Here is a 26,406-nt window from a genome sequence, read left to right as displayed (position 1 = left end):
TCTATAATCCCTTGGTTAGCCCTGCTCGGCGGTATTCATCGTCTCATCGCGAACCGCGCGCACATCGAGCTTCGTCACGCCGGGAAACTTTCCGCCGACAGGGTTGTCTCGGACCAGGCGGGATAGGGTAAAGCCCAAGGCCCTTGCGACATGCGGCGCCGGCTCACTCTCGTCATCAAGACAAATGAGATTAGGGCGATTCTTACTGTCTTTGGATACAGCATCGCTGTCCGCGCCCTCTACTCCAAATCCCGCGACACATTTCCACCCGTCTACCGAACCGGAGCCATGCTTCCCATAAGACCACATTGAAACTCCTTCTGGATACGAACTAGCGGAGAATGGAACAGGCATACAAGCACCGGACAATCCGCCCTTCTGGGTGCCAATTTCGTCAAAATTCGCCATGACAAAACTCGCAAAATGATGCCTGAAGCACTCGTCGCGCTTTCCCGCGTCCAGAAACGCCGACTCGAATTCTGACTTCCATCGTCGCCGTTTTCCAGTCCCATGAGTAACTTCGCCAACCGGCGTGCACAACGATAACGACACTATATCGACGTGATCCGCTGGAAGCCTCGGAAAATTCGCGGCGCTGCTATCGGCGAATGCCTTAATGGGATTTGGAATCATCGAATCTGTCGGCAACGACAAGGCGTCAGCACATATCAGAGGCTGAATCGTGACAGACATATATCTGCTGTTCGGTGGAACGAGCGTCACTAGGCTGAGCAGGTTGGCCTCTGTCATGTGGGTATCGGTTAGCGCGCTATATTCAATGCTAGCTCGAACCCCTTTGGGGTGGAGGCAGACCCGCACGCTACCCTTGGGCTCGACTAAAAACATGCAGCCGAGATTGAAATTGCTTCCAGGTTTCTGCTTCTCGAACCAAGCCTCGAAGCCAATAAGGTCATCTGTGTGTATGCCTGAAATGCGTTTGAGCTCCTTCAGCAAGCTCTCGATTTCAAGACGGGAAAACAAGTGATTGGGTTTTTCCAAACCAGGCCGCAATCCAACGTGCACACAGCACTGAAGACGCAGCGTTGCGAAGCCCTTCATCGCTTGAACGAGATCCTCGGCGGCCAGAAACGCTTCTGGGAAGACAATTAAATCTGCTTCTACAGGTTCACGAATGACGGGAGAGACATCACCCGCAACGACTTGACCAGATGCCGTATCGAAGAAATCGCGCAGCACCGCATCGAAGACTTCGCCATGTTTATCTGGCGCGTATGCCTTTGGCTCGACCACGTATATGCGAAATTGGCGGCTAGATCGCTCGAAGGGCCATTGTAGCCAGTTTGTTTCGAAGGTCATCTCGGAATGTACTTTCTGGGGATGTTTCAGCGCGCAGTCTCCGCGTAGCAAACCAATTCTGTCGATCTTCCCAAAGAATCAGCGGGCCGCACAAGTACTGTTCATTCCCTTTTTCGGCCTGTGGTGTGGTTCAACTCGCGGGCGCGAAGGACGACCAGCCTGACGAGAGCGAAGCATCTCACGATTGCGTTTAACGCCCATTATGCCGGATGAAGCACCTTCCGAGGCGTGACGCCTCTGCGGGAAGCACCGGGCCAACCACAATGCTATGTGCCGGCGATCAGTCTGCACGAGGACCGCTCAAGCTCTGTAAGCCGCCGTTGTGGTGACGAGCTTTGAACGACCGTAGCGGGTCGGAAATCGCCCTTGATGCCGGCAAGGCCCTACCCAGGTGGACCGAGGGCCGAGGCCGGCCATAAGCAGCCGGTCGGAAGGTCGGCAGAATTGTGCCAAAACATAGTATCTCGCCCAGGCGCCCGAAAGTGAACCCGGACCCGGGCGAACATATTGAATGTCCCAAAATGCCCTTTGTCGCGCCTTGCCACCGCACACCGGGTGATGTTAGCCGCCGTTCTCCACAGCTCTGCGTTATCGCAGTAAGCGCCTTACCTAGAAAACTGCAAGTCATGATTGTCATGATTTTCTGACGCACCTTCCCGTGGCCGCGGAGGCGCCTCGTCAAATCACTCACTCACCCTGATGCAACCTCTTCCAAAGCTCCTGCATAAGTGATCCAACAATCAACCTTGCGGAAGTTGCACTGCACAACAAATAATAGAGGGGCTTGTACCTCACGTGAGTCACCTTCGGGAGTGCTGGATGAACGAGGAAGGCAAGTCCCCCACCGCGCGCGAGCCGCTGCTGATCGACCTGGCGCTGCAGGGCGGTGGGGCCCATGGCGCCTTTACCTGGGGGGTGCTGGACCGGCTGCTGGAAGAACCGTGGCTTAATATCGACGGGATATCGGGTACTTCGGCCGGGGCGATGAATGCCGCCGTGCTGGTCTACGGCCACGCGCTCGATGGCGCCGCGGGGGCCCGCCGGGCACTGGAGGCGTTCTGGCAGCGGGTGTCCGATGCGGCCCGCTTCAGCCCGTTCCGGCGCACCCCTCTCGACGTGATCCTGGGCCGCTGGACGCTCGACAACTCCCCGCTTTTTGTTGCCGCCGACTTGGCCGCGCGCCTCTGGTCGCCCTACGACCTGAACCGCGCCGGCAGCAATCCGCTGGCCGAGGTGCTGCAGGCCACCATCGATTTCGATGTGCTGGCCCAGGCGCCGATTCATCTGTTTGTCACCGCCACCAATGTGGAAACCGGGCGCGGCCGCGTGTTCAAGAACACCGAGGTCACGGCCAGCGTGCTGCTGGCGTCGGCCTGCCTGCCGACAGTGTTCCAGGCCGTGGAGATCGACGGCGTGCCGTACTGGGACGGCGGATACGCCGGGAACCCCACCATCACGCCGCTGGTCCGCGAATGCCAGTCGCGCGACACCATCCTTGTGCAGATCAATCCGGTGGCCCGCGCCGGCGTGCCCCGCAGCGCGCGCGACATCCTGAGCCGGGTCAACGAGATTTCGTTCAATGCCGCCCTGCTCAAGGAGTTGCGCATGATCGCCGTACTGCAACGCGTGGCCGACCCCGGCGACGCCGAGGGCGCCCAATGGGCCGACATGCGCATCCACCGCATTGCCAGCGAGCGCATGGCCGACTTCGGTTCGTCGTCGAAGATGAATGCCGAATGGCCGTTCCTGTGCATGCTGCGCGACGAAGGCCGCGCGGCGGCCGAGCAGTTCTTGGGGATGCACGGCGATGCGCTGGGCAACTGCTCCTCGTTCGATCTCGACGAACTGCTGCAGGAGGTCTGACCCATGGGCTTGCTAGGCATCGTCATCGCCCTTGCGGCGATGATCTGGATGGCATTCCGTGGCTGGAGCATCCTTCTTATTGCCCCGGCCGCCGCCCTGCTGGCTGCCGCCACGGCGGGCGAGCCTCTGCTGGCACACTGGACGCAAACCTTTATGGGCACAGCGGCGGGCTTCGTGGCCCAGTTCTTTCCGCTGTTCCTGCTTGGCGCGCTGTTCGGCAAGCTGATGGACGACAGTGGATCGGTGAGCGCGATTGCCGACTGGATGACACGCACGCTGGGCCCGCAGCGCGCGATGCTGGCCGTGGTGCTGGCCGGCGCGCTGCTCACCTATGGCGGGGTCAGCCTGTTCGTGGCGTTCTTCGTGCTGGCGCCGATGGCCCATGCGCTGTTTCGTGCGGCCGACATCCCGCACCGGCTGATGCCGGCGGCCATCGTGCTGGGCACTTCGACCTTCACGATGTCGGCGCTGCCCGGCACGCCGGCCATCCAGAATGCGATCCCGATGCCCTTCTTCAGCACCAAGCCGTTCGCAGCGCCAGGGCTGGGCATCATCGCCAGCCTGCTGATGCTGGCGTTCGGCATGTGGTGGCTGACGCGTTGCGAAGGCGCCGCGCGGCGCAAAGGCGAAGGCTATGGCGAGGGGGGGGCTGCCGGCGTGGACGGGGTGGCGGAAGTGGCCGAGGTGGCCGAACGGCCGCTGATCCGCGAGCGCGCCAGCACCGCGCACGAATTCGATCCGGCCGAAGCGCGTCACGGCCAGCGCAGTGCCGAGCCGCCCGGCGCGCTGGTGGCGCTGCTGCCGCTGATCGTGGTGATTGCCGTGAACCTGACCATGAGCCTGGTCGTGTTGCCGCGCCTTGACGCGGACTATCTGGCCCTGCCCGAATGGGGCGCCACCACCTTGCAGGCCGTGGGCGGCGTGTGGTCGGTGATCGTGGCGTTGGCGGCGGCCATCCTCTGCCTGGTGCTGCTGAACTGGCGTCGCCTGACCGCGCTGCGCGAAACGATGGGTGCAGGCGCGCACGCGGCAGCCTTGCCGGTGCTCAGCGTGGCCAGCCTGGTCGGATTTGGCGCCGTGGTGGCCGCGCTGCCGGGCTTTGCCGTGGTACGGGACTGGGTATTATCGATTGAGGGCGGCCCGCTGGTATCGCTGGCCGTCGCGACGAATGTGCTATCAGCGCTGACCGGCTCGGCATCGGGCGGCCTGACCATCGCGCTCGACGCGCTGGGCAGCACCTATCTGGCGCGTGCGCTCGAAATCGGGCTCGATCCGGCTGTACTGCACCGCGTGGCCGTGATGAGCGCCGGTACGCTCGACACGCTGCCGCACAACGGCGCCGTGGTCACGCTGCTGGCCGTCTGCGGCACCACGCACAAGCAAAGCTACGGCGGCATTGTGATGGTCGGCATCGTCGGGCCGCTGCTGGCGCTTGTGGCCGTGATCGTGCTGGGTACGCTGGTCGGATCTTTCTGACCCGGCCAGCGCTGGCTCAGGTTCAGGCCGACTGCGCGCGGTAGCGTTCCAGCCAGTGGGCGTACGGCGCGGGTTCCGTCTATGGTTATGGCTTGGTGTGGCTAGGCGGGCGATTTACCCTTGCGTGGAGGCTGCAAACAAGCTTGTTACGTCGATGGGGGTCTCAACCTCCGCCAGACTTGGCAGGAGGTACTCATGCTCTACTGATTCCGGAGCTGATTGAGTCATGTCAGAATGCGTCGTGCGGTGACGCCTACGCCTCTTCTCGCTAAGCGTACGTTTTATATGGGTTGGAAAGTTGTCGTCCAGAAATGACATTGCCTGGCTTACCCACCCTAATGCTCACGCTCTCGGTACGAGTGGAGTTGAAATCCGGCAGGCACGACCGAACCTCAGGCTCTGATTCCAAGTGAGACCAAGGCGCCGCGCCATTGCCCGGTTTGGAGCAATCTGACGGCCGTTAAGGGTCGGAAATCGCCCTTGATGCCGGCAAGGCCCTACCCAGGTGGACCGAGGGCCGAGGCCGGCCAATTTCGGTCGTACAGAGGCAGCGTTTCAGTTGCCGGATGGCTGTGAACTTCGGACGCTCGGACACGGGAATTTCGCGCTCGAGAGCTAACCCGATTTTTCGGAAGACTCGCGTGAGAAGTTCCCAACAGTCTTGAATCAGGCTCGCCAGTTTAAGACCATATCGGCATATGCGGCACCGTCGCTTGTCGGTGCCGCATTCCAACTCCTTCTACTCGCTAAGCCATTTCTTGATCGACTGAATAACCACGTTGGTGGAAATGCCATAGCGGTCATGGAGCGTCGGGAGGGCGCCGGCATCCAGGAACTCGTCGGGCAGAGCCACTTGCCTGAAAGGCACGTGCGCGCCCGCGCGCAGCAATGTTCCAGCAACCGCCTCTCCAAGCCCCCCAATGACGGTATGATTCTCCGCCACAATCACCAGCCGACCCGGCTTTTGCGCCTCACGCAGGATGGTTTCCGTGTCGAGCGGCTTGATGGTGGGGACATGCAGCACGGCCACGCCAACACGGTCCGCTTCTAATTCCTTCGCAACCTCCAATGCGCGCATCGTCATGATCCCGGACGAGATGATCAGCACGTCGGCACCATCCCTGAGCAGCTTCGCCTTCCCAAGTTCGAATTTGTAGTCATACTCGTCCAGGACCACCGGCACATTGCCGCGTAGCAGGCGGGTATAGACCGGGCCGTCGTGTGCCGCAATGGCTGGCACCATCTGTTCGATCTCGATGGCGTCGCATGGGTCGATGACCGTCATACTCGGCATCGCACGCATCAGCGCCAAGTCCTCCGCAGCCTGGTGGCTCGGGCCATAGCCCGTGGTAAGCCCGGGCAGCGCGCAGACGATTTTGACGTTCAGGTTGTCCTCTGCAATCGTCTGATGCATGAAATCGTATGCGCGACGCGTTGCGAACACTGCGTAGGTCGTGACGAAGGGAACTGCACCTTCGTGCGCAAAGCCTGCGGCCGCTCCCATCAACAGTTGCTCCGCCATGCCCATCTGATAGTAGCGATCCGGGTAGGCCTTCGCAAAAATATGGAGGTCGGTGTATTTGCCCAGGTCAGCCGTCATGCCGATGATGTCCTGTCGCTCGGCCGCCAGTGCTGTCAACGCGTGACCGAATGGCGCCGACCGCGTAGTCTGCCCTTCGCCAGCGATCGACGCAATCATGGCCGAGGTCTTCAGACGGGGCTTGCCCGATTGAGTGCTGCTGCTCATGCTTTTCTCCCATCTTCGAGGGCCTGCAGGGCCAGTTGCCATTCGTGCGCATCCACCCGAATGAAGTGATTCTTTTCGCGTTGCTCAAGGAACGGCACACCGCAGCCCATTCGCGTGTCACAGACGATCATTCGCGGCTGCGCTTCTTTATGCGCGCGGGCATTGTCAAAGGCCGTGGCTACCGCATCGATGTCATTGCCGTCCACACGCTGCACATACCAGCCAAACGCCTCCAGCTTCGGAACCAGTGGCTCGAACGCCAGAATCTGCGTCGACGGTCCGTCGGCCTGCTGGTTGTTCACGTCAACCATGGCGATAAGGTTGTCCAGCTTCCAGTGGCTGGCGGACAGGATGCCTTCCCAGATTGATCCTTCGTCCAGTTCTCCATCCGAAAACAGCGTGTAGACGAACGCATCCGAGTTCTTGCGCTTCAGGCCCAGGCAACGACCCACGGCAATCGTGAGGCCTTGGCCAAGCGACCCACCGGACATCTCCATACCCGGTGTGTAGCTAGCCATGCCCGACATGGGCAAGCGGCTGTCATCGCTTCCGTAAGTTTCGAGTTCATCGGCAGGCAGAATGCCCGCCTCGAGCAGCGCGGCATACAGCGCAATCGCGTAATGACCGTTGGAAAGCAGGAAGCGATCTCGGCCATCCCATTGCGGATCCTCTGGACGGTACTTCATGGCACCGAAGTAGGCGACGGCAAGCACGTCCGCGATATCGAGAGCCTGGCCGACATAGCCTTGCCCCTGGACTTCGCCCATCAGGATGGCATTGCGTCGGATGTGATAGGCCCGTTCTGCCAGCGAGACAGGCGACGCCTCGAGATTTGTACGACTCATGATTGACTCCGTTGGATGGTGGTTGGCTCAGCGATTCACAGCTTTCGCCGGCACCAGGAATACGAGCAGCGCGCCGAAAACGACCGTTGCCGAGATGAAGATCAGGCCCGCAGTTGACTTGCCAGTGAAGTCGTTGAGCCAGCCTACGATGGCGGGTGAGAAGAAGCCTGCCAGGTTCGCTACACAGTTCACCGCAGCAATACCTGCTGCCGCCGACATCCCGCCCAGTACGGCCGTGGGTAGTGCCCAGAACTGTGATGACGAGGTCATGATTCCGGCAGCAGCAATGCAGAGGCAAATGACTGCTGCGGTAACACTGCCGAGCATTGGCAGCGTGGCGAAGCCAATAGCAGCCACCAGCATCGGAATGGCCAGGTGAAGACGGCGCTCGCGCCGACGGTCGGCCGACAGGCCAATCAGGGGCAGTGCAACGATGGCGCACAGATACGGCACAGCGGTGAGGATGCCAACCCATAGCGGGTCCGCGACACCAGTCTTGCGGATGATCGTCGGGAGCCAGAACGTCAAACCATACTGGCCCAGCACCACGCAGAAGTAGATGGCAGCCATCAACCACAGCCGGCGATCCACCATAAAGGCACGAATCGAAACGTGCTGCACCTTCTGGGCGTTGTCACCCTCCACATTACGCTGGAGTAACGCCTTTTCTTGATCAGTGAGCCATTTTGCGCCCTGGATGCCATTGTCGAGATAGAACAGAATGGCAATACCGAGAACCAGAGAAGGCAATGCCTCGATCAGGAACAGCCACTTCCAGCCGGCCAGATCATGCGCACCGTGGAATTCATGCATGATCCAGCCCGACAGCGGTCCACCCACGATGCCGGCCAAAGGAATCGCCATGAAGAACATCGACAATGCCTTCGCGCGGCGCTCCGACGGGAACCAATACGTGAGGTAAAGGATGACACCAGGTGCAAAGCCGGCCTCGGCGACACCGAGCATGAAACGCAGTACGTAAAACTGCGTTGGCGTGCTGACGAAAGCGAAGCCCGCCGAGATGACCGCCCAGGTCAGCATGATGCGCGCTAGCCAGTTGCGCGCGCCCACCTTGTGCAGGATGACGTTGCTCGGCACTTCGAAGATGAAATAACCAAGGAAGAAAATACCGGCGCCAAGGCCATAAATGGTTTCGCTGAATTGCAGATCGTTCAGCATCTGCAACTTGGCAAAGCCCACATTGACGCGATCAAGGTATGCTCCCAGGTAGCACAGCATCAGGAACGGAATCAGCCTCCGCATCACCTTGCCGTAGGTGCGAGACTCGAACGTGGCTTCATCGGCGCGCGTTGTCACCACGCCGGCCCCAAGGGCCGACGCTGCATACTTGGTCTTCATGGAATGTCTCCTGCCGGTGCCCCGGGTGGTCCCGGGTGCTTTGACATGGTGGGGAGGCGGCCCTCGGGCCGCTATCAGTGAATCAGCATGCCGCCGTTCACATCCAGCGTGATGCCAGTGAGATATGTGGAAAGATCGCTGACCAGGAACAGGCAAGCGTTGGCTACGTCAGCGGCATCGCCAAGCCGTCCAAGCGGAATACCCTTGATAATGTCTGCCCGCATTTCGGCGGTCAGCTTGTCCCCCGTAATGTCGGTTTGAATCAGACCAGGAGTAACGGAGTTCACGCGAATACGATTGCCGCCAAATTCCCGGGCCATGGCCTTAGCCAGCCCGAGAACGCCGGCTTTCGCGGCGCTATAGTGCGGGCCGCCAAAAATGCCGCCGCCGCGTTGCGCGGAAACTGACGACATGCAGACAATGCTTCCGCTCTTCTGCTCCTTCATCTGCGGCAGTACCGCCTGTGACATGTAAAGCGTACCGCGCAGGTTCACATCAACAACCGCATCGAAATTGGCGGCACCGATATCGAGCGTGCGGACTGGCTGTGTAATACCGGCATTGTTGATGAGACCATCAATGCGGCCATAGCGCTCGATAGTGGCCTGCACTGCAGCGTCGCATGATGCTTTGTCCGTGACGTCGCAGCGCAGTCCCAGATGGCCGTCACCCAGTTCGGCGGCCGCTGTCTGGGCTGCATCAAGCTGCAGGTCGACGATAACTACTTTTGCGCCCTGTTCCGCCAGCGCGCGGGCAGTTGCCTTGCCGATACCCCGAGGCGAAGCTGCGCCCGTGACGATGACTACTTTGTTCTCGACCAGCATCGCATGTCTCCTTGGTTATGCGTGGTGTTTTGATGGGTCGAGTTTTGTCTCTGGAGCGCTTCCAATCAATGCATTCGGTTTCAACTATTGCTGAGAAATTTTCAGATATCGAGGGTTCACGAGATTAGGGAAAACCCCGTTAGTCCGCACCCTCCTGACGGCGATTGACCTCCCGATCGAGCCAGGTCAGGAAACGCTGGACCCGCGGCAGGTCGGCATTTTGGGCTGGATACACCACGTGATGGCTGACGACCTCCACTGAATATTGCTCTTCGAACACAGGAACCAACGTCCCTTTCCGTAGCATCACCGATGCGAGGAGCGAGCTCTCAAGTGCCACCCCTAGACCCAGGGCAGCCGTTTCTAGTGACATGTATGAACGGTCGAAAGCGAAGTCGAAGTTCTTATGCATCGCGGGCACTCCGAACCGCGCAAACCACTGCTCCCACCGAATCAGCGGAGTTTCGGAGTTGATAAGCCGTCGTTGCACAAGGTCGGCGGGTTTTTGAACCGGATTCTTGCTCAGGTACTCAGGCGACGCGAGGGGAAGAATTCGTTCGTGTCGGAGCGTTTTAACCTCAAGATCTCGCCAGTGTGCGTGGCCATGCCGCACGTCCACGTCATAGAAGCCGGCGGTGAAGGACACATCCTCGTAGGAGCACGACAGGTTAATCTGAATATCGCCATTGTCAGCCTGGAAAGACCCCAGCCGCGGAAGCAACCACATAAGTCCGAAGCTTGGGCTGGTATGAACGCGCAGGATGTCAATTGCTGCAGGGGTGGAGGCACGCTCGGTCGCCCTGTTGAGCTCCGCGAGAGCTCCGGTGATGTCCCGGAGATACTGCTCACCGACGGGCGTAAGGACAAGACCCCGGCCTTGGCGAAAGAACAGCGGCTGGCCGATAGCCTCCTCCAGATTGGCCAGTTGATGGCTGACCGCCGACGCAGTCAAACCAAGTTCTTCTGCTGCCCTACTGACGCTTCGGTTGCGCGAAACGCTCTCAAAGGCAACGATGCTCTTCATTGGCGGAATGCGCATTGAGTTCCTTAGTAACGAGCTCTTCGGCCATTATCGTGCACACAAGCATCCGCCTCGTAAGGAGGAAAGGCGGGGTATCCTGGGATTCCGTCTTGCGAAGACAGGACGTCTCGGCGGTGCCTCGTTGCCCTTGCAAGCCCTTTGGATGGCTCGGCGCAGCCGGGACTCAATCCCCCCCTTCATCAGGGGGGAAGTGGTCGCGCGTCCGTACTTGCCCTCAGCCCAACGGCTCCGATTTTAGATGCCAGTTCCTCGGATAGGAATCCCCGTAAATGCGTCCCCGACCGCGTTGCAAGGCGCAAGTCTGGCCCGACATCGTATCCCGGGCGACGGCGAATGCCTTTCTTCTGCCGGTGGCTATCTCGCGTCTCAGGCGCGAAGCTGGACTGCTCGGTTCCTCTGGTGAAGCGGCATTCAACTCAGCTGGATATCGCGCGGACCTTACCTGTGCTTGCGAGTAATTCGCAGCAAGCGAACACTGCGCACACCACCGCCATCACAGGTCGGACAAGCACTCCCACGCGCATTAACCGATGCGGTCAGCGGTTGATCTGCTGTACCGCACGCTGCCGCTGTGTCTCAGCGTCCTTGAGCAGCCGGTAAGACACATAGTACTTATAAATATTCCTCACGTATGTCGTCGTCTCCACTCCAATTTTTTCCGCTACGACAATCTCGACGTTGTTGAACCAGACATCGGGGTTGAGCCCGCGATCTACCGCCAGCTTCCGCATTTTCGCGATGTTTCCCGGCCCCGCGTTATAGCTGGCGAACGCGAATAGCGGGCGGTCAACCTCGGAGAACTTGGCGTCCTGAAAGTAACGGCTCATGAGTTGATCCAGGTACTTGGCTCCGGCGTGGATGTTCGACTCAGCCACCTTGATGTCACCAACGTTCAACTCCTTGCCGGTGGCGGGCATCACTTGCATGATCCCGACCGCGCCAACCCGACTCTTAGCGTCCTGCCTGAGTTGCGATTCCTGAAAGCCCTGCGCCGCCAACATCAGGGGATCAAAGCGGTACTGCTGGCCGTACTTCTCGAAAATTGCGACCGTCTGTGTGAACCGCTTGAGCTCGGTGCTCTCAGAGTTGTTATGGATCTGCTTGATCCCCTGCATATACTGCTTCAGGCGGATCTCTGCGATGCTCTGCTTCCTGATGTAGTTTTCATAGAAGTCGCTGACGGCCGCCTGCAACTGGGGACTCTGCTTGCGTATGGCCCAGCCCACATAGCCACCTTCGCGCACGGCGATGTTCTCGTGGACTCTTACCTGTGGCAGCATCTGCGCCCACATGCGCGCCTTCCAGTCGTCCGCCACCAGAATCTGGAGAAGGCCCACATTCATCATCTCCATCGCATCCTCGTCCTCCAGCGCATCGGGCAGCAGCACGATCTTCATCGGCGGCTTACCCGATTGGCGGAAGTGGCCATTGAGCGCGTTCAAGCTTTCGTAATAGCTGCTGTGGCGGCGCACGTGGACAGTCTTGTCGCTCAGATCGTCGAGGGTGGTGAGCGCTGGCGACTTCGGCCCCGTCAGTATCAATTCCCGGGTGGGCTTACGCGCGCTTGCTGTAACGAAATCGGCCTGCTTCAATCTCTCGTCGGTGACGGTCAAGTTGCCGGCGGCGATATCTCCAAGACCTTCGTTAAGGGCCGGCAACAAACGGTCCCGTGTTGTCGGGATCATCACCACTGTCACGGGCCGCTTGTCCAGTTTGCCCGCGTAAGTCTTGTTGATAAATCGCTCAAAGTCTCGCGCGAAATCGGCGGTTAGCCCACGCTCCTGCCCCCGATCATTAAAGTAGAGCGAGCGACTGAATGGGACGAGCACCCGGATCACGCGTCGTTCGAGCATCGCGTCGAAGTCGCCCCGCCAGGGCTTCACGGTCAGGTCAAGCCTTCTGGCGGTGTTCGGGGCTGGTGGTGCAGACGCTGGTGCGGACGGCGGGGCGGACCATACTAGGACCGAAAGCGTGCCGGACAGCCACAGAGCCACGCCGACAAGTCCGGACCGAAGCCACTTGCGAGGAGTTTGCATCACGTTGCACCGTTCACTTTCGAGTCTTGCACGGCTATGCCTACCCAGCGACTTTGGGGCAGGCGAAAGAGAGCGCCAAGCTGGGGCTACGACTCTCGTTCAGCATAGGCTGCCGTCGCAGTGGTGCAAGCGCGCTCTCTGCCCCAAAGTGCCGTCTACATGTCGGCGCGGGCTTCTGTTCCTCTTCCCGGCCGATGCAACTGGGACGTGGAGAATGACGTCGATTGGCCTGGAATCGCCGCGAGTGTCGACAAGTCCCGCTGCAGGTTGGCCCGACTAAAGGACCAGCAGTGGTCGCGTTCGAGGGTTGAGACGGGGCGTGGGATAACCGATTTGCCGAGGGGGCGCACGATAAACGTCAAGGGGTGTGACCTTGACAAGCCTGCCGAACGCCACAAACAAGACCGTGGCGTCCGATGGGAGCTAGCCAGACCTATCTAACACGTCGCATGATCTGAACGGTATAAAAGCGACGTTTGCGCACGCTGAGAGCGTGCCGAGCCATCTAGTATTTAATGTCGCGAGCCGTTTGACGCCCGCCCTGCTTCGCTTGCCGTTTGTCCTGGCGGCACTGTGAATTGCTCTGCTGGTTTGCCGCCCGGCAATCCTGCTTATTCTCCCGTGCATCTTGCCTCGTGTCCTGGCGCACATCCCTGCCTTGACGACGCTGCTGCGCCTGCTCAGTAGCTGCGGCTGAGATGCTGCTCAGGAACACAATCGCAACCGTAACGGCCTTCGCCATTGCTCCCCGCGTGTTCATCTTCCGTCTCCCGTGGTCGCCTCGGATGTCGCTTGCTGCGCACAAGGACCGCACGGAGCCGACAATTCCGACATTAATTTGCACGATGCTCGCTTGGCTTGCCATTGGACCTTGGGCTCAGGACACCGTGGGCGTTCCAGTGCCCCCGGAGTTTCAATTGAGGGCAAGCCAGGGGGAGACAATTTTGTGACGTCCGCTTCGCCATCGCCTGCCCGATTCCGTTAGCTCCTGTCTCTCACAGCGGCGATCGCACGGTGATCAATTGGTGTTAAAGACTGGCGCACGTTCCGCAACCAGGGGTGACTAGACGGACGGAACAGAAGCACTCTGCGTGCGTCCGCAAAAGCGCTATCGCTACCGCGCCCGTCGCAGTTCCTCGATGCGAAGCCTATATGCACGAAGCAAGCAGGTCTTGTCCGTACATTGATTGCGCGAACGCCTTACCCAGTCACGTTGATCGTCTCGGATTGCCGCCTTGGTGCGGCTTTCAGACAGCTTTTCCCTGTATAGATCGGCGAGGTCGCGATCGACGCGAGCCAACTCAGCGTCACCACAGATTAGCTGAAAAACGGTGGAATTTAGCTTGCTGCAATCTAGGCTGCGCATCACGGCGTCGCGGGTTTCCGGAAGATCCTCCAACTTGCCGGGCTTGCATAGTCCTTGCAACAATCTGCAGGCGACGCGTCCGAGCCAAGCCATGTCGCGCGCTCCGTGATCGGCGACAAAGCGGTTGATGGCGGCATGACTGACGCCTCGTTGCATTGCGTTTGCGGCAACGATCTCGTTGCAGAGCGAATCGCTCACGTAGGACTGTCCAGTCCGTTTGTAGCAGCTATGGAATCCCAGCCTTCCCGATCCCAGAATGCCGCGGCGCTCCCCGGAGACAAACAAGATCGAAGCGCAGGCGGACGCGCATTGAGCGTTGTCTGGAACAACGGTATAGACGCGAATCTTGTCCATGACATCGATGAGTCTGAACGCTGCTTCGACGTTGCCGCCTTGGCTGTTCAGGATCAGTGTCACAAGTCCGTCGTCATCGCGGTCCGCGAGTCGCGCAACCGCGCGAAGCTTGTCGGCATCGCCCTCATCGATGCGTCCTTCCGCTATGATCATTCGCCGGTTAAGCTCGGGCTGTTGATAGAAGCGGAACTCCATGCTTAACGCTTCGACTGGAACGAGCATGGCCTGGAGGCAAAGCCATGGCAGTAGCGCCGCACTGTGTCGCAGCACCGATCCGCTGCGCTGAAAGCATGCAATCACGGGAACGGATTCCTCCGGGGCTGGATCGTTAGTGTTAAATGAGCAGATGCTACGAGCGCTACTCGACTGCGAACCATGCGCGGTCCGCGATTGACCTGCGGGACGGTGCGCTGGCGCTGCGTCCCGCCATCCTTCAGCAGCCGATCCTCATAAGAATAGCGTCGATTTTGACGGCTCTTCTACAGCATAGGCTGCACGTCCAAGCGGTCAAGCGCTGTACCGTACCGCCCGACTTCTATTTGGCGGACTTGTGTCGCATTGGAGTGGAAGGGACCGGCGTCTACGGGGCTAGCCTGGCCCGGGTGTTATGCGATCACGCGTTTGAGGTCGGGAAGCGCCCGTACCCACATCTGAAATTGCCCCCTAAGTTTCTTGCGCAAAGCCTCGACAGTCCTTGTGTACGGGCTAAATCAGGGAGTCCGCTTCGGCCGAACCTCTGGCTGCGGCGTGGTAGCTCCGGTACTCCGACGGCCGGGGCCTGCCAACGGCCGTATCGAAAGATGCGTCGTCGAACTTCGGCCAATCTGTCCATTCCGAAGAAACTTCGATCGGCGAAGAGCTATCAGCCGCGCGGAAGCTCGATCACATCGTGGCAGCAACGGGAAATCTTGGCCGCGCCAAGTCCCCATGCCCCCTAGGCGAAGAGCCAAGGCTCGGATACCCTGCGCTTGGCTTCATAGGCGCGGATGGCATTTGCCTGCTGCAGCGTCACGGCGATGTCGTCCAGCCCGTGCAGCAAGCGGTGCTTGCGCCCTGGGGCGATGTCAAACGGTATCGTGCGGCCGTGCAGTGAGATGATCTGCGCCTGGAGGTCGATCTGAAGCGTGCAGCCCGGTTGCTGGCCGACCCATTGAAACAGGTCGTCCACCACTGCCGACGGTTGCACGATGGGCAGGATGCCGTTTTTGAAGCAGTTGGCGTGGAAGATGTCGGCAAAGCTCGGCGCGATCAGTGCGCGGATGCCGAAATCCCGCAGCGCCCACGGTGCGTGCTCCCGGCTTGAACCACAGCCGAAATTCTCGCGGGCCAGCAGGATCTGCGCGCCCGCATAGCAAGGCTGGTTCAGCACGAAACGCGGGTTCAGCGGGCGCGTCGATGCGTCCTGGCCCAGGCGGCCACGATCCAGATACCGCCATTCGTCAAACAGGTGCTGGCCGAAGCCGGTACGCGAGATCGACTTCATGTACTGCTTCGGGATGATGGCATCGGTGTCGATGTTGCGGCGATCCAGCGGCGCCACCACCGCGTCTAGCGTCTTGAACGGTTCCATTCAACGTGTCTCCCGGGAAATATCAACAAAATGGCCGGCGATGGCTGCCGCGGCGGCCATCGCCGGGCTCACGAGGTGGGTGCGCCCGCCGGCGCCCTGCCTGCCTTCGAAGTTGCGGTTGGACGTCGACGCGCACCGCTCTCCTTCGCTCAGCCTGTCATCGTTCATCGCCAGGCACATCGAGCAGCCCGGCTCGCGCCACTCGAAGCCGGCCGATAGGAAGATCCCGTCCAGCCCCTCGGCTTCGGCCTGCGCCTTCACCAGGCCAGAGCCCGGCACCACGAAGGCCAGGCGCACCGAATCGGCTACGCGTCGGCCCGCCACGACGGCCGCGGCGGCGCGAAGGTCCTCGATGCGCGAATTCGTGCACGAGCCAATGAAGACCTTGTCGATCGCGACGTCGCGCATGGGCGTGCCTGCCGCGAGCCCCATGTAGGCCAGGGCGACTTCCATGCTCGCACGCTGAATCGGATCGGGCTCCCGGGCCGGGTCTGGCACTCGGCCATCAGCCGCGACCACCATGTCGGGCGACGTGCCCCACGTCACCATCGGCCGGATGGTGCTCGCATCAATCTCCACCGTGCGGTCGAAGCGGGCGCCGGCGTCGCTGACCAGCGTGCGCCAATGGAGCACGGCCCGGTCCCATTCGGCGCCGGCCGGGCTGTACGGCCGGCCACGCAGATAGTCGATCGTGGTGTCGTCGACGCCTACCAAGCCAACCCGCGCGCCAGCTTCGATAGCCATGTTGCACAGCGTCATACGGCCTTCCATCGACAGCGCCGCGATGGTGCTGCCCGCGAACTCGATGGCGTGGCCTGTGGCGCCGCCCATGCCGATGCGGCCGATGATGGCCAGGATCAGGTCTTTCGCGGTGACAGACGTGGCCAGCTTGCCCTCCACTTTGACGCACATGGTCTTCATGGGACGCATGGCCAGGCATTGCGTCGCGAGCACGTGCTCCACCTCGGACGTACCGATCCCGAATGCCATCGCCGCGAATGCGCCATGCGTGCTGGTATGGGAATCGCCGGCCACCACCGTCATGCCGGGCAAGGTGGCACCCTGCTCCGGACCCACGACGTGGATGATGCCCTGGCGGACATCGCCCAGTTCGAATGCCGAGATGCCGAATTCTCGGCAATTCTTGCCAAGTTGCTGCAACTGCTGGCGCGAGAAGGGATCGGCGATGCGGTCAACGCTCGTGCGTTCGGCCCGAGTGGTGGGCACGTTATGGTCCACCGTGGCGACCACAGTTTCGGGGCGCCACGGCGCACGGCCCGCCACGCGCAGACCTTCGAAGGCCTGAGGGCTGGTCACTTCGTAAAGCAGGTGACGGTCGACGTAGAGCAGCGCTTCGCCGTCGTCGTTCACGTGCACGAGATGGCTCTGCCAGAGCTTGTCGTAAAGCGTACGGGGTTCCCTGTTCGATGGCATGGGTATGTGGTTCCAGTAGTGGTGAAAACGGAAGTGGCCGGTGACTTACTCGACGACGAGCTTGACCTGCTTTGCGAGCGTCTCGTACGCCTGGAGTTCGGCCTTGATCTGTGCACCCATTTGCGCGGGCGTGCTGCCGACGGGCTCGGCCCCAATGTCGTGCAGTTGCCGCCGCACCTCGGGCGCGGCGACCATGCGGCGGATCTCGCCCTGTATCTTGTCGACAATGGGCGCGGGCGTGCCGCTCGGGGCCACGATGCCGAACCAGGTGCCGACGTCGAACCCCGGCAGCACGGTTTCCGACAGGGTCGGCAGTTCGGGCATGGCCGAGGCACGCCGGGCAGTGGTGACCGCCAGCGCCCGGGTCTTGTGGGCCTTGATCTGCGGCAGCGCCGAAGTCAGCGTGTCGAACATCACCTGCACCTGGCCGCCCATCAGGTCCGCCACCGCAGGCCCGCTGCCCTTGTAGGGCACGTGGACGAGGTCCACGCCGGCGCGCGTCTTGAACATCTCGCCGATCAGGTGATGGGCGGTGCCGGCCCCGGCCGTGCCGTAATTGAGCTTGCCGGGCTGGGACTTGGCCAGCGCCACCAATGCCTCAATGGTGGTCGCCGGTACCGCGTTATTCACCACGACCACGTTGGGCACCATCGCCATCACGCTGACCGGCGCGAAGTCGCGCCCGAAGTTGTAGGGCAGGTTCTTGTACACCGCTTGCGCGATGGTGTGATGGACGGTGCCGAGCAGCAACGTGTAGCCATCGGCGGGCGACCGCGCCACCATCCCGGCACCAATGGTGCCGCCTACGCCTGGCCGGTTCTCCACGATCACCGGCTGGCCCCATGCCACGGTCATGCGCTGGGCGAGTATCCGGGCCAGCAGGTCGGTGGTGCCGCCCGGTGCGAACGGCACGATGATTTTCACCGGCTTGCTGGGGTAGCCAGGTGTCGTTTGCGCCGCAGCCACGGTGCACGCCATGGCAATCGGTGCGATCAGAAGGACGCGCCGCAGGTTGTTCATTGATTGTCTCCGTAGTGTTTTCGGAGACTCTACGCACCGCATCCCGGCATGTGATGCCGATCGGGCCGGGCATCGCCGCGCCAGCCGGCAGAAGATGCCGGTTGCATAGCGCAGAACCGGTGCCGCAAGCTAGCGCCGCGTGCGTACGAATTCGGCCAAATAGCGGTGACTTTCGGCGGTGGCGCGGGTGGGTCCTTTCCGTTATCTTTGGGCCAGCTTTGCCAATCCGGAGCCGCGGCGCTCCAGCCACCCTATGACCCGACACATTGCGCTGCTGGTCTTCCCCGGCGTTCAGGCGCTGGACGTGACCGGCCCTATGGACGTCTTTGCCGAGGCCAACCGATTTCTTCCGCACGACGAACGCTATGTCCTGACAGTGATCGGCACCGAGCCGGGCCCCGTCGCCTGCTGCAACGGTCTGATCCTGCAGCCGCATCACGCTTACTCGGAAGTCGCCCCTGGCGAGCAGCAGTACGACCTCGTCCTGGCCGCCGGCGGCGCTGGATTGCAGGGCGATGCCTGGGACGTCGATGTCTACACATGGCTGCGACGCTTCTGCACGGCGGCGCGGCGCCATGGGTCGATCTGCAACGGGGCCTTCGTGCTCGCCCATGCCGGCCTGCTGGCCGGGCGTACGGTCACCACGCACTGGAACGCGGCGACGGCGCTAGGCACGCTGTGTCCGGATGCGAACGTCGTGGCGGACAACATCTTTGTGCAGGATGGCGCGTTGTACACGTCGGCCGGCGTCACGGCAGGCATCGACCTAGCGCTGTACCTCGTGGCGCAGGACCATGGCAAGGCCATCGCGCTCGACGTGGCCAAGCGGCTGGTGGTCTTCACGCAGCGCGCCGGCGGCCAGTCGCAGTTCAGTCCCTACCTGATGCCGTACACCGAGTACGCGTCGCCGGTGGCACAGGTGCAGGCGTACGTGCGGGAACACCTGGCGGAGGATCTGAGCGTCGGCGTGCTGGCCGGCGTCGCCCGGCAGAGCCTGCGCAACTTCGCGCGCGTGTTCGCGCAGGAGACCAGGATGACGCCCGCGGTATTCGTCGAGAGTGCGCGGATCGATGCAGCGCGCGTGCTACTGGAGCAAAGCCACGTGCCATTGAAGCGCATCGCCAGCCAATGCGGTTTTGGCGATGCGCACACGATGCGGCAGGTCTTCAAGCGGCGGCTCGGCATCACGCCGCAGCAGTACCGGGCCCATTTCCTGTCGCCCGGCGATTCAGAGGCCGGCGGATAGCCACTCTACTTCCGGTCCGTCTCCGAATACCCGTGGATCCGCTTGCGCTCGCCCACGCTAGTCAGCGTCACCTCCTGCACGCCGGCGTTGCCGCACCGACGCAACGATGCTAGCCCTCGAAGGCATACGTGCATTGGCATGGCAGCCACCGCTAGCGCCATCCACAGGAGGGCAACAGAAGATTCTACGTGCACGGAAAGTGCTCGGCCATTCAAAATCGACGCGACGAACCACGACTGACGCATGTGGCAACGCTATATGAGCCAATCGGCCAACTTCCGACTATGAGAGAGGCAAGCGGACTATTTCAGCGCTTTCTCTGAGGTCTTTGCGGTCTTCAAAATCATCTCGCGCAGCCAGGCATGCCCCACATCGTCATCGTCCCGGCCATGCCAGACCGCGCGCATGATTTCGGTGCGTGATGGGTAAGGTGGTACGCGACGAGCTAGACCCCCCCGGTCCGCGAGTGCGAGAGCAAGCGACGCTGGCACGATCGACAGCATGTCGGTCTGGCGAAGCAGGGCGGGAATGGCGAGCGCGTGTGGGGTAGTGACTCTTAGTCGCGGCGTCTCTCCACACGCAAGGAGCGCCTCCTCCAACGCCCGTCGATCGAACATCTCCGACTGGCGAGCCAGCCCGCGCTCGACGATGAATCCACCTATCGCCCCTTCCTCCTGCCCGCCTACTGACAGTGTGACAAGGGGGTACTTCGCCAGATCCTCGAGCCTGAGCTTTCTTCGCGAGGCCGGATGTCCTTTGCACATCAAGATCGATTCACCGAGAGACATCAAGTCGCACGAGTTAAGCCGAGGGGGAACCTGGGAAAAGATGCCAATAGCGATGTCGATACGGCCCAAGTCGATCTGCTCCGCGAGATCCAGTCGCGTTGACGGCCGAATGACGAGGTCCACGCCGGGCGCCAACTTCTCCAGCAGGCGGGAGAGTGGCGCAACGATTACTTCAGTGACGTGATCGTTCGCCGCAATCACGAATCTGCGTTTGGATTGACCTGGCGAGAACGGTTCCGTGCCCAAAGCATTTTCGATCCTGCGAAGCGAATCCAGCAACGTTGGCGCCATCGACATGGCACGGCCGGTCGGAACCATGCCCTTGCCCCTTCGTATGAAAAGCTCGTCCCCCACCAGCTCGCGCAGCCTGCGTAGCGCATGGCTGACCGCAGATTGCGTGAGGTGCAGACGTTTACCGGCCAGGATCAGATTCCGCTCTTCATAGACGGCCTCGAATACTTTCAGAAGGTTCAGGTCCGTGCGTCCGATGCTCATGATGGCGCCCCGTAATTGAATGCCGCTCATTATGCAGTTGCACAGACATCAATTCCATTCCATTCAATGGCGGCGCATCATGGCTTCCAATATTGGACAGGAGGCGAACCATGACTTCAGAAACGCTGCAAAACGATCGCGAAGCACTGATCGAGCGATGCATCCCCTTCCTTGAGGAAGTGAAGGACCTCACCACCGGTACCGAGGTGGAGAGTTGGCTCAACCAAAAATACGGACCTGACAGCGAGCTCTACAAGACATTGGCCTCGCTTGTGCGCAAGGGTGTGGAGGATGGCTGGGCGGCCAATATTGACATTGAAGGCTCAACCTATCGCCGTAGTCGCATCGCGGAGCCCTCCGAACGCACGCTGCACTTCAGCATTACTGCCGTGTACATGGACAGCGCTGGCAATGCCCAGGGACACTCGGATGGTCGCTTTCGGGGGCAATACCACGGCCATCCGTATGGGGAGTTCAACATGGTCGTTCCTTTGAACGCCGGGGCGGCACTCAACGGCCCGAATGGTTGGTGTGCGGGTGGCTGGACCGCCCCGGCTCCCGGGAGCCATCACTACCCCGAAGCAAAGGGTGGCGCCGTGATCGCGCTGTTCTTCTTACCTTCGGGGCGTATTTCATATCACGAAGCCCCGCAGGAGTGAGTCATGGTGAAGACAGCGAGTGAATGGTCTCAGGAGGCGATCGCGCAATGTGTTGCCTCAGTAGTGTCCTCGCGGCGTTCAGTCCGTGCGTTTAAGCCAGACCCCGTGTGTCAGGAAACGGTCGAACAGATCCTGCAGGAAGCAGCCACCGCACCAAGCGGGGCCAACATTCAGCCCTGGCGCGTGTACGTGGTTACAGGTGCGGTCAAGGACGAACTTGCCAACATCCTGGTCGCTGCCTACAGAGCTGGGGCAGCTACTGCTCCTGCTCACTTCCCCGAGCCATTGCCCGAACATTTTCGCAAAAGACTGATTGATTTCGGCGCGCGCTACTACGCGTCGCTTCGTATCGATCGCAACGACACGGCGGCCCGCTCGCGCCAGACCGAAAGGAACTTCTCGTTCTTTGGTGCTCCGGTGGGACTAATTTTCAGCATAGACCGCAGACTGAAACCCCACAGTTGGATCGATATCGGGCTTTTCGCGCAGAACCTCATGATTGCCGCGAAAGCGCGAGGCATTGACACATGCCCCCAGGTCGCCTTCGCACCGTTCCACGAGCAGATTGCATCGTACTTGAGCATGCCTGCCGAGGAAGTTACCGCTTTCGGTATGTCGTTGGGCTTCGGCGAACCCGAAGCCGAGGTCAATCAGACCAGGATGCCACGCGAACGTGTGCAGGACTTCGCCCGCCTATTCGGGTTTTCTGCTGCGGCCGGTCGGTAATCCCACGGCCGAATTCGCAAAAAACCCGTCCGACCGGACCGGGCCTCAGCCACCTCGAAGGCAACACTGCACAACACGTAACAGATGACCATCCCTTCCAAATTCAAGAAGTCCCGAGCAACCACGAATATCGTGTCCAGCGTCTTGCCGATAGGAATCAGCCTCGCGGCCGCAGCGTTCATACCCTTCGCTGCATCGGCTTCCGATGCAATCCAGGCAAGCGTTGCCAGCACGAAGGTGTTGCCCGACGACTATTTTCATACTGGGGCGGGCGCAAGGTATTTGCGCCGTGCCGACGACGATCTCGTCAAGAAGCCGCTGCGGGGTAATATCACCGTACTGATGGGCTCGGGGGGCAACATCACTGTGCTCGCGACTCGGGAAGGAAACTTCCTGGTCGATGCCGGCATCAGCAAGTCACGGGAGAAACTGCAGGCGGCCTTCAAAGAAATCGGACAGCGCCCGCTCCGGTACGTCGTGAACACGCATTGGCACTGGGACCACACGGACGGGAATGCATGGTTGCACGAGGCAGGGGCCACGATCGTCGCACAAAGGAATACCTACAGGCATCTTACCGAAAGAACACACGTGAACGCCTGGAACTGGACATTTGACCCCGTGCAACAATCAGCACGCCCAACGCTGCTAGTCGACGGCGAAATGACGTTCAACTTTGGCGGTGCTGTGATTGGAGTGGAGAACTTCGGCCAAGGTCATACGGACGGGGATTTGTGGGTCTACTTCAAGAACGCCGACGTGCTGGTGCTGGGCGACACTTTCTGGAACGGGTTTTATCCGTATATCGACAACGAAGATGGGGGAAGCATCGACGGCGCGATCGCATGGGCCAGCAAGGCGGTAGCTCGGACGACCTCCCGCACGATTGTCATTCCGGGGCGTGGGACTGTAGGCACTCGCGCTCAGCTCATTGAGTTTCGCGACATGCTGGTGACCGTGCGCAACAACGTAGCGGCGCTCAAGAAGGCCGGGAAGACGCTCGAGGAAATTGTGGCTGCCAAGCCAACGGCAAACTTCGACGCCAAATGGGGAAACTTCGTGTTCAACGGCGATCAATTTACGAGAATGGTCTACGCAGGACTGCAGGCTGATATCTAGCCCGGGCCTATTAAGCGGTGGGCCTTGGAGTTGCCGCGCACGGCAAGACCACCCTTAGACGCCCGATTATTTCGGTCATTCACAGAGAAGACCGCCGGAGGGCGCCACAGGGTCGTTCTGCGACGTGGCGCCCTACCCCTCGCAATGGGGCATCCTGGAGCTACTAACTGGCAGCCAACCAGCTATTCCTTTTAAGACGGCGCCCGCGGCAAGTATCTCGCTCCGCCGTGCTACCCGCTAGGTGGCAACGACCAGCACCACCGCCCTACCGTCACCCCTTTCGAACCCGCACAAGCCGCACCCCGAGCGGACACCTTTGAATGGCTGCCCGTATGGCGTTTTGGCAAAGCCAGAACAGTACGTGTGGCCGATTATCCTAGTGTCGTAGTTCGGAATCAAATGTCGGAAGAAGCATGCCGCACAATCCGGCCGCACTGGTGCTTGCGTTGCACGATGAGCGCGGCGGCATGGATTGGCAGGGTGTACGCCCCGCTCGGTCTTACGGGGCGAGATCGACGACTTTACGAATGCTGCTACGTAGGTTACTGCGATGCCTGTGTCGCGTTCAGTCTAACCAAGCCGCAGCGGCGGCGTACTGGCCGGTGGACGGCGGTGCCGGGTCAGTTGCTCGAAGGCCGATGCCAGCCGCAAGAGCAGCACATCGCTGCCTGCCCGGCCTAGCCAAGATACGCCAGCGGGAACGCCGGCCGACGTGAATCCCATCGGCACGCTGATCTCCGGAAAGCCGGCGGCGCTCGCCATATGCATCGGCGCTAGGGGCTGTTCGGCGCGGCAGTGGTAGGTCGCATCGACCATGTCGAAGCGCGGCGATGCGGGGCATGACAGCGTGGGGAATACCAATGCCTCCACCCCATTGGCAAGGAATATCTCGTCTAGCATGGCGCCAAAGCGGCGAGCCGCCTGGCGATCGGCTCGCGGTGGCAGGTCTCGTGTCTCGTACGCTTGCCTTAGCGCGAGAAGGGTAAGCGGGTTCACCGGACGGCGGACATCCGTTGCGGCCATCCGTGCAAGCAACGCAGAGGTGTCGGCGGGGGCGCCGCCAGGCAATCGTTCCAGCCAGCTATCGAGCCCGAACACCCATTCAGCGCGGGCGATATCGCCAAGGAGGTCGGTGTATAGCGTGCGCGCACCCGCTGGCAGGCGTACGGGTATGGTGTCCGCGCCCGCCCCACGCAGCGTCTGCGTCGCCGCAAGGAAGAGCCCATCGATCTCGTCATTGCCGCCCGCGAAGTCGGCCACGACGCCCAGCCTGCGGCCGGGCATCGATGTTGGCGTGCCGCTGAAACCTGCGCCTGGGGCCAGTGCATCCAGAACCACGGCCGCATCGGCGGCACAGCGCGCCACCGGCCCTACGGTGTCGAACGATGCCGCCAGCGGCAGTACGCCCTCCGCATCGAGCAACCCGTGGGTGGGCCGCACGCCAGTCAATGCATGCACGCAGGCAGGGCCTCGCACGGAACCGAATGAATCGGTGCCAAGCCCGAAGGCCGCGAAGTTGGCCGCCACTGCCGCGCCGGTGCCGCTGCTGGAACCGCTGGCATTGCGCGACAGGCGATAGGGATTTAGCGTCAGGCCATTGGCGGAGCTGTAGCCGAAGCGGCCGTTGGATGCAGCTAGCTCCGACATATTGGCCTTGGCCAGCACGATAGCACCGGCTTCGCGCAGGCGCGCCACGCACTGCGCATCCGCGCTCGGATAAGCTTCGCACAATGCCAAGCACCCGGCAGTGGTCGGCATGCCGACGGTATCGATATTGTCCTTCACCACCATGGGAATCCCGTGCAACGGCCCACGCGGGCCGCTTGCGCGCAACTCCTGGTCAAGGGCACGCGCCTCTTCCAAGGCGACGGGATTGACCCAACTGATCGCGTTGATCAGCGGGCCGGACTTGTCGAAGGCGGCGATGCGGGCGAGGTAGAAGTCGACCAGACCGGACGCCGAAAGGGTGCCGGTGCGCATGGCGGCCGCGAGCTCCCGCAGGGAGGCTTCGAACGGATCGAAACTGTCAGTCGGAGCAGCGGAAGAACTGGGGGTCATCGTCGAGCATTTGGTATTTAAGCAGTATTGGCCCGCCGATGCCCGATAGGCAATGGATGTTTTGTCGATCCATCTTTCCATCCCGGAATGAATGCACGACAATACCGGCACGCACCCCGCAACCGGACCCGGCTGCCTGCCCAGCCTATCGACATGAAGAGTACCAACGGCCGCCACCTGCCCGCGCTGGCGAACTTGATTGCATTCGAGACTACCGCGCGCACGGGTAGCGTCACTGGCGCCGCCGAAGAACTGTGCCTGACGCAAAGCGCGGTCAGCAAGCAAATCACCGAGCTGGAATCCTTCCTCGGCGCGCGCATGCTAAACCGCCGCAAGGGCGCTGTGGCGCCGACGCCTGCCGGCGAGGAGTACCTCAAGAGTGTGCGCAAGGCCCTTGCCATGCTCGAGGAGGCCACGATGGAGGTGCAATCGGGACGGGCCTCGGGCGGGCGACTGAACCTGTCCGTGCCGGTGTCGCTGGGCAATATCTGGCTGTTGCCGCGCATGCTCAGGTTCGCGCGCGAACAGCCGCATATCCAACTCAACGTCACCACCAAGGTCGGCCCGGTAGACCTCGAAAGCGCCGGGCTCGACGCGGCCATCATGTATTGCGCGGGTCCGCCACCGCGCCATTTCAGCCTGAAGGTCATGCCGCTGGAACTGTATCCGGTCTGCGCCCGTGAATTGATGCCGGCCGGCACTCCGCTGGCCAAAGCGGTGAGAATCCTGCCCTTACTGCACCAGAACGCCGCATTGGAAGCATGGCCGGCCTATCTCCAGCAGACCGGCATCAAGCTCGCGCACCCGCATGACGGTTCGCGTTACGGCCTGCTGACCATGGGCCTGCAGGCTGCCCTCGGCGGCTTGGGCCTGGCGCTGCTGCCGGAGTATGTTGCTGGAGACGACATCAAGGCGGGCCGTCTGCTGCGCCTGTCCGACGAGCCCTATGTCTCGCCCAAAGCCTACTACTTCATCTGTCGCGAGGATAAGCGGGACAGCCCCGCCATGGAGACCTTTATCGCGTGGCTGCTGGAGCAGAGCGCGGAAGCAAACCGACGCTAG

21 protein-coding genes are annotated in these 26,406 nt (G+C 61.3%); 7 read left to right on the top strand and 14 right to left on the bottom strand.

The features are described from left to right. Positions 1 to 15 precede the first annotated feature (15 nt). On the bottom strand, positions 16 to 1,317 hold the full coding sequence (locus EPAKOI_RS25945; protein ID WP_423194775.1) for a hypothetical protein: 1,302 nt from the start codon (positions 1,315 to 1,317) through the stop codon (positions 16 to 18). Between the two features lie 819 nt (positions 1,318 to 2,136). Here EPAKOI_RS25945 and EPAKOI_RS25940 point away from each other — a divergent pair. Both EPAKOI_RS25940 and EPAKOI_RS25935 read left to right on the top strand, forming a co-directional pair. After that, positions 2,137 to 3,180, top strand: a complete 1,044-nt coding sequence (locus tag EPAKOI_RS25940; protein ID WP_423194774.1) for a patatin-like phospholipase family protein — start codon at positions 2,137 to 2,139, stop codon at positions 3,178 to 3,180. A gap of 3 nt (positions 3,181 to 3,183) precedes the next feature. After that, positions 3,184 to 4,656, top strand: coding sequence for a GntP family permease (locus EPAKOI_RS25935; protein WP_423194773.1), 1,473 nt, complete (start codon positions 3,184 to 3,186; stop codon positions 4,654 to 4,656). A 739-nt stretch (positions 4,657 to 5,395) separates the two neighbouring features. Here the strand turns inward: EPAKOI_RS25935 and EPAKOI_RS25930 are convergent. The 11 genes from EPAKOI_RS25930 to EPAKOI_RS25880 all read right to left on the bottom strand — a co-directional run bounded on the left by EPAKOI_RS25930 (position 5,396) and on the right by EPAKOI_RS25880 (position 18,253). Next, positions 5,396 to 6,403 carry a transketolase family protein gene (locus EPAKOI_RS25930; protein WP_423194772.1) on the bottom strand — a complete coding sequence of 336 codons (1,008 nt, stop codon included), beginning with the start codon at positions 6,401 to 6,403 and terminating at the stop codon, positions 5,396 to 5,398. Further along, positions 6,400 to 7,248: a transketolase gene (locus EPAKOI_RS25925; protein ID WP_423194771.1), complete on the bottom strand. Its 849-nt coding sequence runs from the start codon at positions 7,246 to 7,248 to the stop codon at positions 6,400 to 6,402. The genes EPAKOI_RS25930 and EPAKOI_RS25925 overlap by 4 nt, the downstream gene beginning before the upstream one ends. Positions 7,249 to 7,275: 27 nt before the next feature. Further along, the gene (locus tag EPAKOI_RS25920; RefSeq protein WP_423194770.1) at positions 7,276 to 8,607 is read right to left on the bottom strand and encodes an MFS transporter; all 1,332 of its coding nucleotides are present in this window, start codon (positions 8,605 to 8,607) and stop codon (positions 7,276 to 7,278) included. Positions 8,608 to 8,681: 74 nt separating this feature from the next. Then, complete coding sequence (locus EPAKOI_RS25915; RefSeq protein ID WP_423194769.1) at positions 8,682 to 9,431, bottom strand: SDR family NAD(P)-dependent oxidoreductase; 750 nt, start codon at positions 9,429 to 9,431, stop codon at positions 8,682 to 8,684. Positions 9,432 to 9,570: 139 nt separating this feature from the next. Then, on the bottom strand, positions 9,571 to 10,470 hold the full coding sequence (locus tag EPAKOI_RS25910; RefSeq protein WP_423194768.1) for a LysR substrate-binding domain-containing protein: 900 nt from the start codon (positions 10,468 to 10,470) through the stop codon (positions 9,571 to 9,573). Between the two features lie 539 nt (positions 10,471 to 11,009). Continuing rightward, the gene (locus EPAKOI_RS25905; RefSeq protein WP_423194767.1) at positions 11,010 to 12,509 is read right to left on the bottom strand and encodes a transglycosylase SLT domain-containing protein; all 1,500 of its coding nucleotides are present in this window, start codon (positions 12,507 to 12,509) and stop codon (positions 11,010 to 11,012) included. A 505-nt stretch (positions 12,510 to 13,014) separates the two neighbouring features. Next, on the bottom strand, positions 13,015 to 13,251 hold the full coding sequence (locus EPAKOI_RS25900) for a hypothetical protein (RefSeq protein WP_124687077.1): 237 nt from the start codon (positions 13,249 to 13,251) through the stop codon (positions 13,015 to 13,017). Between the two features lie 372 nt (positions 13,252 to 13,623). Then, positions 13,624 to 14,424, bottom strand: coding sequence for an ATP-dependent Clp protease proteolytic subunit (locus EPAKOI_RS25895; protein WP_423194766.1), 801 nt, complete (start codon positions 14,422 to 14,424; stop codon positions 13,624 to 13,626). A 739-nt stretch (positions 14,425 to 15,163) separates the two neighbouring features. After that, positions 15,164 to 15,799 carry a 3-isopropylmalate dehydratase small subunit gene (leuD, locus tag EPAKOI_RS25890; protein ID WP_124686913.1) on the bottom strand — a complete coding sequence of 212 codons (636 nt, stop codon included), beginning with the start codon at positions 15,797 to 15,799 and terminating at the stop codon, positions 15,164 to 15,166. Continuing rightward, a complete protein-coding gene (leuC, locus tag EPAKOI_RS25885) occupies positions 15,800 to 17,233 on the bottom strand; it encodes a 3-isopropylmalate dehydratase large subunit (protein ID WP_423194765.1) in 1,434 nt (477 codons plus the stop codon). A 45-nt stretch (positions 17,234 to 17,278) separates the two neighbouring features. Beyond that, positions 17,279 to 18,253, bottom strand: coding sequence for a tripartite tricarboxylate transporter substrate binding protein (locus tag EPAKOI_RS25880; protein WP_423194764.1), 975 nt, complete (start codon positions 18,251 to 18,253; stop codon positions 17,279 to 17,281). A gap of 253 nt (positions 18,254 to 18,506) precedes the next feature. Here EPAKOI_RS25880 and EPAKOI_RS25875 point away from each other — a divergent pair, with 253 nt between their 5' ends. Beyond that, the gene (locus EPAKOI_RS25875; RefSeq protein ID WP_423194763.1) at positions 18,507 to 19,499 is read left to right on the top strand and encodes a GlxA family transcriptional regulator; all 993 of its coding nucleotides are present in this window, start codon (positions 18,507 to 18,509) and stop codon (positions 19,497 to 19,499) included. A 302-nt stretch (positions 19,500 to 19,801) separates the two neighbouring features. Here EPAKOI_RS25875 and EPAKOI_RS25870 read toward each other — a convergent pair whose 3' ends face one another. Further along, positions 19,802 to 20,812, bottom strand: a complete 1,011-nt coding sequence (locus EPAKOI_RS25870; RefSeq protein WP_423194762.1) for a LysR substrate-binding domain-containing protein — start codon at positions 20,810 to 20,812, stop codon at positions 19,802 to 19,804. Between the two features lie 80 nt (positions 20,813 to 20,892). Here EPAKOI_RS25870 and EPAKOI_RS25865 point away from each other — a divergent pair, with 80 nt between their 5' ends. The 3 genes from EPAKOI_RS25865 to EPAKOI_RS25855 all read left to right on the top strand — a co-directional run bounded on the left by EPAKOI_RS25865 (position 20,893) and on the right by EPAKOI_RS25855 (position 23,286). After that, a complete protein-coding gene (locus EPAKOI_RS25865; protein ID WP_124686908.1) occupies positions 20,893 to 21,441 on the top strand; it encodes a DUF4863 family protein in 549 nt (182 codons plus the stop codon). 3 nt (positions 21,442 to 21,444) lie between these two features. Then, positions 21,445 to 22,167 carry a nitroreductase gene (locus tag EPAKOI_RS25860; protein WP_423194761.1) on the top strand — a complete coding sequence of 241 codons (723 nt, stop codon included), beginning with the start codon at positions 21,445 to 21,447 and terminating at the stop codon, positions 22,165 to 22,167. Positions 22,168 to 22,251: 84 nt separating this feature from the next. Beyond that, positions 22,252 to 23,286 (top strand): MBL fold metallo-hydrolase, encoded by a 1,035-nt coding sequence (locus tag EPAKOI_RS25855; protein ID WP_423194760.1) that lies wholly within the window; start codon positions 22,252 to 22,254, stop codon positions 23,284 to 23,286. Between the two features lie 570 nt (positions 23,287 to 23,856). Here the strand turns inward: EPAKOI_RS25855 and EPAKOI_RS25850 are convergent. Beyond that, positions 23,857 to 25,425 (bottom strand): amidase family protein, encoded by a 1,569-nt coding sequence (locus tag EPAKOI_RS25850; protein WP_423194759.1) that lies wholly within the window; start codon positions 25,423 to 25,425, stop codon positions 23,857 to 23,859. Between the two features lie 72 nt (positions 25,426 to 25,497). Between EPAKOI_RS25850 and EPAKOI_RS25845 the strand changes: the two genes are divergently transcribed. Beyond that, positions 25,498 to 26,406: a LysR substrate-binding domain-containing protein gene (locus EPAKOI_RS25845; protein ID WP_124686906.1), complete on the top strand. Its 909-nt coding sequence runs from the start codon at positions 25,498 to 25,500 to the stop codon at positions 26,404 to 26,406.

Source organism: Cupriavidus sp. H18C2 (genome assembly GCF_049393795.1).
Lineage (GTDB): Bacteria > Pseudomonadota > Gammaproteobacteria > Burkholderiales > Burkholderiaceae > Cupriavidus > Cupriavidus pauculus_C.
This window is presented reverse-complemented; position numbering and strand designations above follow the sequence as displayed.

Coding starts and splice junctions, on each gene's coding strand:
- EPAKOI_RS25930 (WP_423194772.1), bottom strand. CDS start 6,403: ATGAGCAGCAGCACTCAATCGGGCAAGCCCCGTCTGAAGACCTCGGCC.
- EPAKOI_RS25850 (WP_423194759.1), bottom strand. CDS start 25,425: ATGGAAAGATGGATCGACAAAACATCCATTGCCTATCGGGCATCGGCG.
- EPAKOI_RS25865 (WP_124686908.1), top strand. CDS start 20,893: ATGACTTCAGAAACGCTGCAAAACGATCGCGAAGCACTGATCGAGCGA.
- leuC (WP_423194765.1), bottom strand. CDS start 17,233: ATGCCATCGAACAGGGAACCCCGTACGCTTTACGACAAGCTCTGGCAG.
- EPAKOI_RS25935 (WP_423194773.1), top strand. CDS start 3,184: ATGGGCTTGCTAGGCATCGTCATCGCCCTTGCGGCGATGATCTGGATG.
- EPAKOI_RS25945 (WP_423194775.1), bottom strand. CDS start 1,317: ATGACCTTCGAAACAAACTGGCTACAATGGCCCTTCGAGCGATCTAGC.
- EPAKOI_RS25875 (WP_423194763.1), top strand. CDS start 18,507: ATGACCCGACACATTGCGCTGCTGGTCTTCCCCGGCGTTCAGGCGCTG.
- EPAKOI_RS25855 (WP_423194760.1), top strand. CDS start 22,252: ATGACCATCCCTTCCAAATTCAAGAAGTCCCGAGCAACCACGAATATC.
- leuD (WP_124686913.1), bottom strand. CDS start 15,799: ATGGAACCGTTCAAGACGCTAGACGCGGTGGTGGCGCCGCTGGATCGC.
- EPAKOI_RS25915 (WP_423194769.1), bottom strand. CDS start 9,431: ATGCTGGTCGAGAACAAAGTAGTCATCGTCACGGGCGCAGCTTCGCCT.
- EPAKOI_RS25925 (WP_423194771.1), bottom strand. CDS start 7,248: ATGAGTCGTACAAATCTCGAGGCGTCGCCTGTCTCGCTGGCAGAACGG.
- EPAKOI_RS25860 (WP_423194761.1), top strand. CDS start 21,445: ATGGTGAAGACAGCGAGTGAATGGTCTCAGGAGGCGATCGCGCAATGT.
- EPAKOI_RS25870 (WP_423194762.1), bottom strand. CDS start 20,812: ATGAGCGGCATTCAATTACGGGGCGCCATCATGAGCATCGGACGCACG.
- EPAKOI_RS25920 (WP_423194770.1), bottom strand. CDS start 8,607: ATGAAGACCAAGTATGCAGCGTCGGCCCTTGGGGCCGGCGTGGTGACA.
- EPAKOI_RS25845 (WP_124686906.1), top strand. CDS start 25,498: ATGAAGAGTACCAACGGCCGCCACCTGCCCGCGCTGGCGAACTTGATT.
- EPAKOI_RS25910 (WP_423194768.1), bottom strand. CDS start 10,470: ATGCGCATTCCGCCAATGAAGAGCATCGTTGCCTTTGAGAGCGTTTCG.
- EPAKOI_RS25940 (WP_423194774.1), top strand. CDS start 2,137: ATGAACGAGGAAGGCAAGTCCCCCACCGCGCGCGAGCCGCTGCTGATC.
- EPAKOI_RS25905 (WP_423194767.1), bottom strand. CDS start 12,509: ATGCAAACTCCTCGCAAGTGGCTTCGGTCCGGACTTGTCGGCGTGGCT.
- EPAKOI_RS25900 (WP_124687077.1), bottom strand. CDS start 13,251: ATGGCGAAGGCCGTTACGGTTGCGATTGTGTTCCTGAGCAGCATCTCA.
- EPAKOI_RS25880 (WP_423194764.1), bottom strand. CDS start 18,253: ATGAACAACCTGCGGCGCGTCCTTCTGATCGCACCGATTGCCATGGCG.
- EPAKOI_RS25895 (WP_423194766.1), bottom strand. CDS start 14,424: ATGGAGTTCCGCTTCTATCAACAGCCCGAGCTTAACCGGCGAATGATC.